At 70.9% G+C, this 12,474-nt stretch carries 10 protein-coding genes; 5 read left to right on the top strand and 5 right to left on the bottom strand.

Annotation, left to right across the window (positions count from 1 at the left end; genetic code table 11):
* Positions 1-148: 148 nt before the first annotated feature.
* The 3 genes from RWP81_RS08110 to RWP81_RS08100 all read right to left on the bottom strand — a co-directional run bounded on the left by RWP81_RS08110 (position 149) and on the right by RWP81_RS08100 (position 4,356).
* Positions 149-946, bottom strand: a complete 798-nt coding sequence (locus RWP81_RS08110) for a carbon-nitrogen hydrolase family protein (RefSeq protein ID WP_314454609.1) — start codon at positions 944-946, stop codon at positions 149-151.
* A gap of 334 nt (positions 947-1,280) precedes the next feature.
* Positions 1,281-3,152 carry a DUF222 domain-containing protein gene (locus tag RWP81_RS08105; RefSeq protein ID WP_314454607.1) on the bottom strand — a complete coding sequence of 624 codons (1,872 nt, stop codon included), beginning with the start codon at positions 3,150-3,152 and terminating at the stop codon, positions 1,281-1,283.
* A 469-nt stretch (positions 3,153-3,621) separates the two neighbouring features.
* On the bottom strand, positions 3,622-4,356 hold the full coding sequence (locus RWP81_RS08100) for an exonuclease domain-containing protein (RefSeq protein ID WP_314454604.1): 735 nt from the start codon (positions 4,354-4,356) through the stop codon (positions 3,622-3,624).
* 483 nt (positions 4,357-4,839) lie between these two features.
* Between RWP81_RS08100 and RWP81_RS08095 the strand changes: the two genes are divergently transcribed.
* Positions 4,840-5,712: an alpha/beta hydrolase gene (locus tag RWP81_RS08095; RefSeq protein WP_314454600.1), complete on the top strand. Its 873-nt coding sequence runs from the start codon at positions 4,840-4,842 to the stop codon at positions 5,710-5,712.
* A 233-nt stretch (positions 5,713-5,945) separates the two neighbouring features.
* Here the strand turns inward: RWP81_RS08095 and RWP81_RS08090 are convergent, their stop codons facing one another.
* Complete coding sequence (locus RWP81_RS08090) at positions 5,946-6,506, bottom strand: CGNR zinc finger domain-containing protein (protein WP_314454613.1); 561 nt, start codon at positions 6,504-6,506, stop codon at positions 5,946-5,948.
* 72 nt (positions 6,507-6,578) lie between these two features.
* Here RWP81_RS08090 and RWP81_RS08085 point away from each other — a divergent pair, with 72 nt between their 5' ends.
* The gene (locus RWP81_RS08085) at positions 6,579-7,571 is read left to right on the top strand and encodes a DMT family transporter (protein WP_314454597.1); all 993 of its coding nucleotides are present in this window, start codon (positions 6,579-6,581) and stop codon (positions 7,569-7,571) included.
* Between the two features lie 144 nt (positions 7,572-7,715).
* Here RWP81_RS08085 and RWP81_RS08080 read toward each other — a convergent pair whose 3' ends face one another.
* The gene (locus RWP81_RS08080) at positions 7,716-8,189 is read right to left on the bottom strand and encodes an Lrp/AsnC family transcriptional regulator (protein WP_314454595.1); all 474 of its coding nucleotides are present in this window, start codon (positions 8,187-8,189) and stop codon (positions 7,716-7,718) included.
* 176 nt (positions 8,190-8,365) lie between these two features.
* Between RWP81_RS08080 and pdhA the strand changes: the two genes are divergently transcribed.
* From pdhA to RWP81_RS08065, 3 genes are all read left to right on the top strand, one after another.
* Positions 8,366-9,520, top strand: coding sequence for a pyruvate dehydrogenase (acetyl-transferring) E1 component subunit alpha (pdhA, locus tag RWP81_RS08075; RefSeq protein WP_314454593.1), 1,155 nt, complete (start codon positions 8,366-8,368; stop codon positions 9,518-9,520).
* A 129-nt stretch (positions 9,521-9,649) separates the two neighbouring features.
* Positions 9,650-10,651 (top strand): alpha-ketoacid dehydrogenase subunit beta, encoded by a 1,002-nt coding sequence (locus tag RWP81_RS08070; protein WP_314454590.1) that lies wholly within the window; start codon positions 9,650-9,652, stop codon positions 10,649-10,651.
* Between the two features lie 114 nt (positions 10,652-10,765).
* Entirely contained in the window at positions 10,766-12,325 is a 1,560-nt protein-coding gene (locus RWP81_RS08065; RefSeq protein ID WP_314454587.1) for a dihydrolipoamide acetyltransferase family protein, read from the top strand.
* Positions 12,326-12,474: the final 149 nt, after the last annotated feature.

Genomic DNA, 12,474 nt, shown 5'->3' with positions numbered 1-12,474 from the left:
GTGGTGTGCGGCGGCGGTGCGGGTGTGTTCGGCGGGGGTGGTGTGCTGAACCGGTGCGGCGGGCCCAGTCCGCACGTCTGGAGGTGGGCGTGCAACGCAAGACCGGTCGACGAGTGGGGCGCGTCCGGCGTCAACGTTGCGCACCCGTTCAGGGTAGGGATCCGTAATGTCGATAGCGCCCGATGTCGGTGCGTCGGTGCGCCCACATCCGCTGGGCTGCTCGGGCATTGCTGATCACGTCCGGGTCGAGGTCGGCGAACGCCATCCGTTCGCCGTCGCCCACCGCAGCGATGCGCCGACCGAGCGGGTCGAAGACGGCCGAGCCCCCGATGAACCTGTGCGGCGCACCCACGAGGCCGCTGAAAGCGACGTACATACCGTTGTCCAAGGCTCGCGCGGCGTAATGCAGATCGCGGCGATGCGCGCCACCCGGAAAGTACGCACCGCTGTTCACGTACACCTGCGCCCCGGCCCGCGCCGCAGCTGCGGCGTGCTCGGGGAAGTTCGCGTCGTAGCAAACGGACAGGGCCACCACGAGACCATTGACCGTAATGGTGGATCCGCCCGCACCGGGGGTGAAGACGGGTCGCTCATCCTCGTACAGGTGCTGCTTGTCGTACACGGCGACAGGCTCGCGACCGGGCACCAGCAGTAGGTCCGTGAGAGATCGATGCCGCTTTCGCTGTAGCGCGGTGTTGACGACCGCGGTAATGCCGGCACGGTCGACGACCGCTTGGACGGGCGCGAGCCAGCTCATGTCGGTGAGGTCCGGTAGCCGACCGGTGAAAACGGAAGCGTCGTACCCCGTGATGACCGCCTCGGGGAAGAGTGCGAGGTCGGCTCCTCCGTCGTGGGCTTCATCCAGGAGCCGAGCGACGCGAGCCACGTTGCCGAGAACGTCACCGGGTACGGCCTCGACCTGCGTGACAGCGATCCGGCAGACCATGGATTCGATTCTGGCACTTGGCGTAGGTCGTCCAGGACGCGCAACCAGCCGGGGGCCTCGGGTGAGGTGAGCCGACTGGTCGAACGGGCGGTGGCAAACGGTTCGGCCGTTTGGGGTGTGGCGGATGGGTGGGCTGTGGCGGTCGTGGGGGTGTGGCAGATGGGCGGTCTGTGAAGGTAGTGGGGTGTGGCGTATTGGGTTGATCGTCTGCGGTGTGGCGGATGGGCAGGCTGTGACGGTCGTGGGGGCGTGGCGTATTGGTTGATCCTCGGGGGTGTGGCGGCCGGCTCGTCGACTCGGGCGGGGCGGCTGCTCCTGTCCGGAGAGCCGTAGCTCAGAACGGCGGTGGATCGGCTTCGTAGGTGGCTCCGAGAGGTGAGGTCCAGCGAAGGTCACCCGTCTCAGGATCGTGGGAGGGACTCCACCCGGTCTCGTGACGCAGACGGTGGTGATGCCGACATTCGGGTTCGAGGTTGTCGGCGTCGGTCGTGCCCCCGTCGGCCCACGCGGTGAGATGGTCGAGATCGCAGTCGCGGGCGGCGCGGTTGCAGCCGGGGAAGACGCAGGTGGGCGAGGTGACCCCGAGCCAGCGGCGCAAAGCTGCCGGCACCCGGTACGTCTGACGGTCGAGAATCAACGGTGCACCCGTGACCGGGTGCGTCAGAAGACGCACCCATGAGCTCGCGTCGCCGGCGAGACGGCGGGCGGTGTCGAGATCGATCGGCCCGTAGCCCTCGAGAGTGGCGGCTTCGTCGCCGGCGCCGAGCAGCGTCAACGCGGGGATCGAGATGACCACCGTAGGTCCGGTGGGCGAAACGAGTCTGCGGCGACGCCTGTTCGTCGGCAGTGGAGCCGACGCGGAGGGCGTGCGAGGGTCCGCGCCTGTCGGTGAGGCGCTATCAGGGCGGGGGAGAGGCACGTGCGGAGGCGGAACGGGGGTGACGCCGGGTTCGGCAGTCGTGGGCGCAGGGGTCTTCTGGGGCGACCGTGCGTGCGGGGGTGGGGAGGAGGTGACGTCGGCGGCAATGTCGGTGGACGTCGGTATCTGGACGGGCGGCTCCGCTGCGGCACGGGACTCGGAGGGCGGCTCCGCGGCGTCACTGGGCTCGGCGGGCGGCTCCGCGGCGTCGCTGGGCTCGGCGGGCGGTTCCACAGCGCCACGGGACTCGGAGGGCGGCGAGGTCACGAGGTCGGCGAGGACGTCGGCGCGCAGCTGTGCCAGCGTGCGCTCTTCGTCGCGGGCGGCGTGCAAGTGACGGGCTGCGCGATCCAGCCGCGACATGATGCTGCGCGCGCGGTCGGCGGGTAGCAGCGCGCTCAGGGAGGCCATGCCGTCGATTTCGGGCGTCATCCAGACTCCGCGATCGCGGGCGGCACGGCGGTGACGTACCTCGAGGGACTCGGCGTGCACGCGTTCGCGGAGTGCACGCGCTGCGACGGCGAACTTCGTGGGGACGAGTGTCGGGGCTATCTGAGCCGCCCCCGCATCGAAGGCAGCCCACGAGAGGGGATCGTCGTCGGGCAGTGATGCGGCCAAGCGAGCGGCGTCGGCAGCGTGTCGGTCGGAGGTGCGGCCGGCGGTGAACTGCCGCCACAGCACCGGGCAGCGCTGCTGAAGGACCTCGACCTGAGCGGCTCGCGTGCGGACGGTCTGCTCGGCGAGGTGGAGACGTACGGCGATCTCGGCGACGGCCGCGCGCTCCGCCAGGTCGGCGCGGTCACGCCGAACGGCCGCGACCGTGCGCCCTCGCACGTCGTTCCACGCCAGGTCGAGCGGCGGGTCGGGCCCGACCCACGGAGTCGGATCGACCGCGGCGTCACGCAGGATCGCGGCGATGACACGACCTTCCTCCGCGGCGGCGCGGTGGCGCGCAACGACGGTCAGCTCAAGATGACCGAGTCGAGCGTCGAGGTCGGATTTCGCGGCGGCGTCTGCGTCGATCGATGCCCAATCGGCTGCGCCACCCGCCGAGGACGGATCTAAGGAGGTCGAGTCGAGGGAGGTCGAGTCGAGGGAGGTTGGGTCGATGGAGCGGGCATCGCCCGCCGCAGACTCGGCATCCGTCACCGGAAGCGCAGCGTGCGACTGCAGCCAGTGCGCCCACTCCGCCTCGACGTCGAGGTCGTCGTCGCTCGGCCATGGACTGCCGTCGCACGCCCGCAGGGCCGGCCGAGGCCGGTCGGCGAGGGGCGTTCGGGTGTCCATGTCGAAACGCTATCCGGGACCTCCGACATCGAGCCGTCGGGAAGGCGAGGGATCGAGATATCGCCTGGTCAGGAGGCGGTAGGTGAGGTCGGACGCTGATTTACGCGGTCTTGGGCAGATGTACGAGGTCGCACGCCCGGTTTACGGGGTCGTGCGACGGTTCGCGCGGTCGCGTGGATCTGCGAGGTGGCGCGCCGATTCGCGGGGTCGTGCAATGGCTTGCGAGGTCGCACGCTGATTTAGGAGGTCGCACGCAGATGTACGAGGTCGCACGCCGCTGATTCGAGGGGTCGTTCAGTGGTTCGCGAGGTCGGGGCGATCCGCGAGATGGCACGACGAATCACGAGCCTCCCGTCGGCCCCGGTCGCCCGCATCCGCGGCTGTGGCTGAGGACGCGCCGACGAGTGTCGAAGCCACCGAGGCTCGGGGCCGGCTCAGCCGTCCGACCGCGAGACCGTCGGACTCGATCTCAGCGGATCGGCCACGCCCCGTCGAGCGGGGGAGCCGTGGCATCCAGGCGTCCGACCTTGATGAAGTACTCGGTGAGACTCGCGGCCTGAGCCCGGGCCCACGCGATCTGACGGGTGTGCAGTTCGTCGAGGGTGGGTGGCATCCACGGACCGAACTTCTCGGCGAGCGCGAGCGCGAGTCGACCGGCGGCAACCGCGTCGGCGCAGGCCTCATGCGCGGCATCGAGGGGGACCGCGTAGTGCTCGGCGACGACCGACAGGGTGCGCTTGCCGCGCCGGTAGCGGTCGTAGGTCTTGTCGACGACGAGCGGATCGATGACGGGGGACGGCGCGTGGATCGGCGTGATGCCGTGGCGCAGAGCCTCATTCTTGAGCATCGAGAAGTCGAACGGGGCGTTGTACGCCACGACCGGGATGGCGGCGGCGAAGAGCGCGTCCAACGCCTCGACGACTTCGGCCACCACGCGCGGCGCGGGAGCACCGTCGGCGCGGGCGCGCTCGGTCGAGATGCCGTGGATGGCGGCGGCTCCCGCGGGGATCTCGACGCCGGGGTCGGCCAGCCAGTCGCGCGCGTCGATCACGTTGCCGTCGGCATCGAGCACGCCCACGTGCGCGGACACGATGCGGTCGTTCTCGACGTCGATCCCGGTGGTCTCGAGATCGAACACGCCGATGAGGCGCGCCCACTCGGGGGTCTGGAAGAGGGGGAGCGGCTCGGCCTGCCACGTGGTCATGGCGTCACCGTAGAACGGGGCTCCGACATCGCCGTCGAGGCGCGCAGACGGTGGGACGGATGCCGAGTCGGCGGGGAGCGGGGGAGGAGGGGCGGAGCTGGTGGTGGACTGCGTCGGAGATGGCGCGCGGAGAAGCTACGTCGGTGCGGGAGCGCAGGGCCCTGCGTCGATGCGGGAGCGCGCAGGGGGACTGCGTCAGAGACGGCGCGCTGAGGGACCGCGTCGACGCGGGATCGCGGAGGGTCTGCGTCGACGCGGGCGCGCAGGGGGACTGCGTCGACGCGTGACGGCCGAGGTGACCGCGTCGACGGGGTCGCGAAGGTGGCCGCGGGGGCCGCCACCGCCGGACGGCGCGATGCGGGAGCGCGCAGGGGGACTGCGTCGACGCGGACCGTGGCAGTGGCCACGGGGAACCGCCACTACCGGACGGCCCGGACCCGGTCGTCTCGGGTGGATGTCGCAGACCCCTCGTACACTCGATCCATGCCGAATCCCTACGCCGACCTCCTCGCCGCGATCCCCGTCGAGCGGCGCGAGGTCGAGGTGCTCGGAGGGACGACGGCGTACTGGGTGTACGGCGACGATGACGCCGACACGACGATCGTCGCGGTGCACGGCTTCCGCGGCGAGCATCACGGTCTCGATCCGGTGGTGGCGCATCTGCGCGGCATCCGGGTCGTCTCGCCCGACCTGCCGGGTTTCGGCGAGACGGCGCCCCTCGAGGGGCGCAAGCACGATCTCGACGCGTACGCGCAGTGGCTGCGCTCGTTCGTCGAGGCGGTGAGTCCGGATGCCATCGTGCTCGGCCACTCGTTCGGCTCGATCGTGTCGGCCGCGGCCGTGGCCGGAGGGCTCTCGACGCCGAAGCTCATTCTGGTGAACCCGATCGGCGCGCCCGCGCTGGAAGGACCGCGCGGCATCCTGACCCGCCTCGCGGTGTTCTACTACCTCGCCGGGGCGAAGCTCCCGCGAGCGGTCGGCGAAGCCCTGCTGCGCAACGGGGTCATCGTGCGCGTCATGAGCAACGCCATGGCCAAGACACGCGATCCCGCGCTGCGGCGCTTCGTGCACGAGCAGCACGACGAGTACTTCTCGCGCTTCGCCGACCGCGATGTGCTGCACGAGGCGTTCGTGACGAGCGTGTCGCACGATGTGCGGGAGTTCGCGCCCCTGATCGCGCAGCCGACGCTGCTCATCGCCGCGCAGAAGGACGACATCACGCCGATCGAGGCCGAGCGTCATCTGGCGACGCTGTTTCCGGATGCGCGGTTGCTGGAGATCCCCGACGTCGGCCACCTGATCCACTACGAGACGCCGGAGGCGGCGGCATCCGCGATCCGGGGGTTCGTGGAGTAGAGCCGGGGCGCGTGGGTGTGCGGAGCGTCGACGCCGGCGCACACGGGAGGGCGTCAGGCGCTCCCACGTCGACCCTGCGGCGTACGTCGACGCCGGCGCGCACGAGAGGGCGTCAGCCGCTCTCACGTCGACCCTGCGGCACGCGTCGACGCCGACCCGCACGAGAGGGCGTCAGGCCGGCACTCGCGCGTCGGCTCCCGGCGTACGTCGACGCCGACCCGCGCGAGGGGCCGTCAGGCCGGCGTCTCGGCCTTGCGCTTGCGGTAGGCGTTGACGTTCATGCGATTGCCGCAGTTTCCGGCGTCGCAGTACCGCTTCGAGCCGTTCTTCGAGAAGTCGATGTAGACGCCGCCGCAGTCGTCCGCGTCGCAGACGCGCACGCGGGCGTACTCGTCGGCACGGATGACGTCGACGAATGCCATCGCCGTCTCCACGAGGATGCGCTGGGCCAGGTGGTCGGACTCCTCCGACGCGTGGATGTGCCAGTCGAACTCGTCGTGCCGCACGAGCTGGGGGAGCGCGCGTCCGTCGCGCAGCATCGCGTTCACCAACGGCACGGCGTCGTCGCGATCGACCGTCCACAGCTCGAAGATGCGGGAGCGGATGCCGCGGACCGCGGCGAGCTCGCGATCGTCGCGGGCACGTGAACCGGTGTAGGTGTGGCGCTCGGCGAAGTCGTCGAGATCGGCCATCGACACGAGCGTGTCGGCCCCGCTCGTATCCGTGCGGGGCAGCGTGTTGACGAGCTCGACCGTCGCGCGCAGCACCAGTTCGGTGTCACGGATGAAGACCATGTTGACTCCTGACATGTCGAGGTCGTACTGTCACGAGTGTAAACGCTCTTGACTCCTGACAGCAGGCTCCGCATGACGACGTCATCCCTCACGCTTCCGCGTCCCACCCGCCACGGCTCCGGCGCCGTCACCGGACTCCTCATCGCCGTGTCCTCGGCCCTGGCGTTCTCCTCCAGCGGGCCGTTCGTCAAGCCGCTGCTCGACGGCGGCTGGTCGCTCGGCGCGGTGCTGCTCGTGCGCATGGGGCTCGCGGCCCTGCTGCTCTCGCCCGCGCTCGTCCTCGCCGTCCGTCGGCAACGCGGGTTCCTCCGCCGTCACGGGCTGCTGATCGCCGCGTTCGGCCTCACCGCGGTCGCCGGGTGCCAGCTGTTCTACTTCGCCGCCATGCAGCGCATGCCGGTGGCCGTGGCTCTGCTGATCCAGTACATCGCGCCCGTGCTGCTGGTCATCGCGGTGTGGGTGCGCACCCGACGGTCGCCGTCGAAGTCGGTGATCGTCGGTTCGATCGTCGCGATGGCGGGCCTCGTGCTCGTCGTCGACATCAGCGGCGCGCGCTTCGACCTGCTCGGTACGCTCTTCGCCCTCTGCGCCGCGGTGTGCGCGGCGGCGTACTTCGTCATCGCCGGCCGTGCGGGAGACGACCTCCCGCCCCTCGCCCTCGCCGCCGGCGGTCTGCTCACCGGCACGCTGGTCATGGGCGTGCTCGTGGCCACGGGCGTGCTGCCCTTCGCCGCCCCGTCGATCACGGTGGCGCTCGCGGGCTTCGAGGTTTCCGGCATCCTGCCCCTGCTCTGGGTGGGCGCGGTCGCGACGACCCTCGGATATGCGCTCGGGGTGATCGCCGTGCCGCTCATCGGGTCGCGGTTGGCGTCGTTCGTGGGCCTCAGCGAAGTGCTTTTCGCCCTCGGGTTCGCCTGGCTGCTGCTGGGCGAGACGCCCGCGCCGATCCAGTTCGTCGGCGGAGCGCTGATCCTCGTGGGCGTCGTCCTGGTGAAGATGGATGCCGGCAGCCCGGCCGAGCAGAAGACCGAGACGGCGAGCATCCCGGTGGTGCCGGCGCCGTAGGTCGGGTGGCGGGGACTCGCTCGGAGACGTCAGCCGGTCCCTTTCGACGGGCTCGGGGAGATCTTCGCGGGGGCCGGAGGGCAAGCGGGTTCGGCCCTTCGAAGGGCTGAGGCACCTCGGCGCCGGCGGGAGCCCCGCCTCGCGCTAGACGTCGTCGCGGGCGAGTTCCATCAGCGGACCGACGCGGTAGCCGATCACCTCGCCCATCACGAGCGATGTCTCGGTGCGTTCGACGCCCTCGATAGCGAGAATCCGCGCGTCGGTATCGAACAGATGCTGCGTATCGCGGCAGGCGACGCGGACCAGCAGGTCGACCTGTCCGCTCAGGCCGTGCGCCTGCAGCACCTCGGGCACCTTCGCGAGGTGCTCGCGGATGACCGGCAACTCCGCCTGACGCACCGTCACCTGCAGGAACGCCTCGATCGGGAACCCCAGCGCCTCGGCCGACAGCGTGCGCTCGTACGAGAGGAACACGCCCCCGCGTTCGAGGCGGCTCATGCGGGCCTGGACGGTGTTGCGCGAGAGTCCGAGCTTCTCGGCGAGCGCGACGACGGTGGCGCGCGGATCGGCGGACAGGGCGCGGAGGAGGTCGAGGTCGACCGCGTCGAGCTTGCTCATGCTGCGAAACATTAGCAGTGTCGCGACCCAGCGCAATGGGCACTGTGCTCAATATGTCGCCGAGGTCTTGAGCGGGCTGCATTCCGCGCGTACCGTCGCGCCTGTCGGCACTGCTGCCGGCACCCGGACCGCCGCGGCTCTCACGAGGAGCCCCGGCCGCACCTGGAGGGATGACGATGACGTACACCCAAACGCGAGGCTCTTCGACCGGAAGACGTCCCGACGAGGCGGCACCAGATGCGGGAGTCGACGTCGACGACGTCGCCCGCGTGCTCGAGCCCGACGGCACCCGCGTCGCCGACGCCACGCTCGACCCGTGGATCGCCGACCTGTCACCGCACGAACTGCGCGCCCTCCACCGCGACATGGTCCTCACCCGCCGCCTGGATGCCGAGGGCGTCGCCCTCCAGCGCCAGGGCCAGCTCGCGCTCTGGGCCCCGTGCCGCGGCCAGGAGGCCGTGCAGGTGGGCACCGCGCACGCCCTCGCCCCCGGCGACTTCGTCTTCCCCAGCTACCGCGAGCACGGCGTGCTGCTCGGCCGCGGCGCACAGCCCGCCGACTACGTGCTCGCCTGGCGCGGCGAGGAGCACTCGGCCTACGACCACACCACGATCAACGCCGCCCCGCCCCAGATCATCATCGGTGCGCAGTCGCTGCACGCCACCGGCTGGGCGATGGGCGCCCAGCGCGACGGCTCCACCGACGTCGCCGTGGCCTATTACGGCGACGGCGCCACCAGCCAGGGCGACGTCAATGAGGCGATGGTCTTCGCGTCGTCGTTCCGCGCTCCGGTGGTCTTCGTCTGCTCCAACAACCAGTGGGCGATCAGCGAACCCGTCACCGTTCAGGCGAAATACCCCATCGCGGGCCGGGCGCCGGGGTTCGGCATCCCGAGCATGCGCATCGACGGCAACGACGCCCTCGCCTGCGTCGCCGCGATGCGGTGGGCGCTCGATCGCGCGCGCCGCGGGGAGGGGCCCTCGTTCATCGAGGCGGTGACATACCGCATGGGTCCCCACACCACCAGCGACGACCCCACCCGCTACCGCGACGCCGGCGAGGTCGAGGAGTGGACGCGCCGCGACCCGATCGCCCGCCTCGAGGCGTATCTGCGTGCCGAGGGCGTGCTGGACGACTCCGGCCTCGACGAGGTCGCCCGCGCCGCCGACACGCTGGCCGCCGAGGTGCGCGCCGCGTGCATCGGAGCGATCACCCGGGAGCCCGCGACGATGTTCGACCACGTCTACGCCGAGCCGCACGCCGGCGTCGAGCGGCAGAAAGCGGAGTACGCCGAGTACCTCGCGGGGTTCGACCAGCAGGTCTCGCGATGAGCCGATTCCGCACGGGGATCACCCCCGACCCCTCGACGGAGGTGTCGCGATGACCGCGCTGACTCCGGCATCCCTGATCGGGGTCGGATGGACGCAGGCTCTCGCGGGCCGGGAGAAGGAGGTGTCACGATGACCGCGTTGACTCTGGGGGCCGCGGTCAACGCGGGCCTCGCACGGGCACTCGAGGGCGACGACAAAGTCCTGCTCATGGGCGAGGACATCGGAAAGCTCGGCGGTGTGTTCCGCGTCACCGACGGACTGCAGCAGCGATTCGGCGCTCAACGCGTGATCGACACCCCGCTCGCCGAGGCCGGCATCGTCGGCACCGCCGTCGGCCTCGCCCTGCGCGGCTATCGGCCCGTCGTCGAGATCCAGTTCGACGGCTTCGTCTACCCCGCGTTCGATCAGATCGTCTGCCAGGTGGCCAAGCTGCACTACCGCAGCAACGGGCGAATCCGGATGCCGCTGGTCATCCGCATCCCGTGGGCCGGGGGCGTCGGTGCCGCCGAGCACCACTCCGAGTCTCCCGAGGCGTACTTCGTACACACCGCGGGGCTCCGCGTCGTGGCCGCCAGCAACCCGCAGGACGCCTACGTGATGCTGCGGCAGGCCGTGGCATCCGATGATCCCGTGATCTTCTTCGAGCCCAAGCGCCTGTACCACTCCAAGGCAGAGGTCGATCTCGACACCGACCTCGCCGACGCCCCGCCCCTGCACCTGGCTCGCGTCGCCCGTGAGGGCACGGACGCCACGATCGTCACCTACGGCGCACAGGTGAGGACGGCCCTCGACGCTGCGCTCGCCGCAGAAGACGAGGGGCTCTCGCTCGAGGTGATCGACTTGCGTTCGCTCTCGCCGATCGACATGAACACGGTCGCCGCATCCGTCCGCAAGACCGGTCGGGTCGTGGTCACCCACGAGGCCGCCCGAGAGGCGGGGGTCGGCGCCGAGATCGTCGCGAGCGTGACCGAGCAGTGCTTCGAGTACCTCGAGGCTCGCCCGGAGCGCGTGACCGGACACGACATCCCGTACCCGCCGTCGAAGCTCGAGAAGCATCACGTACCGGATCTGGATCGGATCCTGTCCGCGGTGGATCGGGTGATGGAGCGCGGAGAAGGGGTTCTGCGATGAGCGCGGAGCGCAGTGCCGTCCCGGGGTCGTCGGCGAGGGGTCAGGGGGATGTCCGATGAGCGCGGAGCGCAGTGCCGTCGCGGGGTCGTCGGTGACCGGTCAGGGGGACGTCCGATGATCGCCGAATTCCTGCTTCCCGACCTCGGCGAAGGGCTCCCCGAGGCCGAGATCGTCGAGTGGCACGTCTCGGAGGGAGACACGGTCGCCCTGAACCAGACCATCGCGGAGGTCGAGACGGCCAAGGCGATCGTCGAGATCCCCTCCCCGTACGCGGGCACCGTCCAGGGGCTGCACGCGGCAGCCGGAGACGTCGTCGCGGTCGGTTCGCCGCTGGTGTCGTTCGCGGTGGAGGGCGCGGATGCCGAATCCCCGGCGCCCGCGGCCGAATTGACGGGAACGCAGCGCACCACCGCCGCCGGAGAGGGGCGGGCGATCGAGGTCGTCGCCGCGGAGCCGGTAGACACCCCCGCCGATGACATCGCCGCCCGCGCGACCCCCAACCTCGTCGGTTACGGCGCGGCACCCGTAGCGGGCACTCGCCCGCGACGGCGGGCACGGGGCGTCGGGACCGCCACCATCGACACCGACCACGCGGTGCGCGAGGCCGCTCCTCACGACGTGCTGCGCACGGGTCCGATCGACCTGCCGGTCGAACGCCCGCGCTCCACGCCGCCGGTGCGCAAGTACGCCAAGGATCACGGCATCGACCTCGGGCTCGTCGCGGCGTCCCACCCGGGCGAGGCGGTGACTCGCGCGCACGTGGACGAGTTCGCGGAACGGGTCGCCGCGGCAGGGCCGGAGGCCCGGCTGATGAACGGTTCCGTATCCACGTCGGCGGTGTCCTTTGGGGGTCTGTCGGCGCCGCTCTTGAGCTCTTCATCCCCGTCGTCGGTCCCCCCGGGGGTTCCGTCGGCGGCGTTCTCGAGCTCTTCGTCCCCGTCGACGGTCCCCCCGGCCGACTCCGCCCGCGAGCCGCGGGTGACCCGCGTTCCCATCCGGGGCGTGCGCAAGCACACGGCCGCGGCAATGGTGCAGAGCGCCTTCACCGCGCCGCACGCGACGACGTTCCTCACGGTCGATGTGACCGCGACGACCGAGCTGTTGGCATCCCTGAAGCACGATCGGGCGCTCGACGGACACCGCATCGGCGTGCTCGCGATCGTCGCCAAGGCCGTGTGCCTCGCCCTCGGGCGGACGCCCTCGCTGAACGCGAAATGGGACGAACCCGCCGGCGAGATCGCCCTGCACCACTACGTCAACCTCGGCATCGCCGCCGCGACCGACCGGGGCCTGGTGGTTCCGGTAATCCCGGATGCCGAGCGACTCCCGCTGGTCGACCTGGCCGACGCGATCGCCGAACTCGCCGCCACCGCCCGCGCGGGACGCACCGCGCCGGCCGCGATGACCGGCGGCACGTTCTCGATCACCAACGTGGGGGTCTTCGGGGTGGATGCCGGAACGCCCATCCTCAATCCGGGGGAGGCCGGGATCCTCGCCGTCGGCGCCGTGCGGCGCACACCGTGGGAGCACCACGGCGAGATCGCGCTGCGCGACGTCGTCACCCTCAGCCTTTCGTTCGATCACCGGCTGGTCGACGGGGAGGAGGCGGCACGGTTCCTCACCGACGTGGCCGACGTGCTGCGCGAACCCGGGAGGGCGATGCTGCTGCGCTGAACGACGTCACGCAGCGCACGCGAGTGGCCGGGTGCCGGGGGAGTGGTCGCCCTCGGCACCTCCGGCGCGTGCGGGAGTCGATCGGCGCCGAAAGTCGGCGTCGGGCGTGTGCACACATACTTTTGAGTGTCCAAGACACGCCGCGAGAG

The sequence above is a fragment of the uncultured Microbacterium sp. genome, from assembly GCF_963521695.1.
In the GTDB taxonomy this organism is placed as follows: Bacteria; Actinomycetota; Actinomycetes; order Actinomycetales; family Microbacteriaceae; genus Microbacterium.
This window is presented reverse-complemented; position numbering and strand designations above follow the sequence as displayed.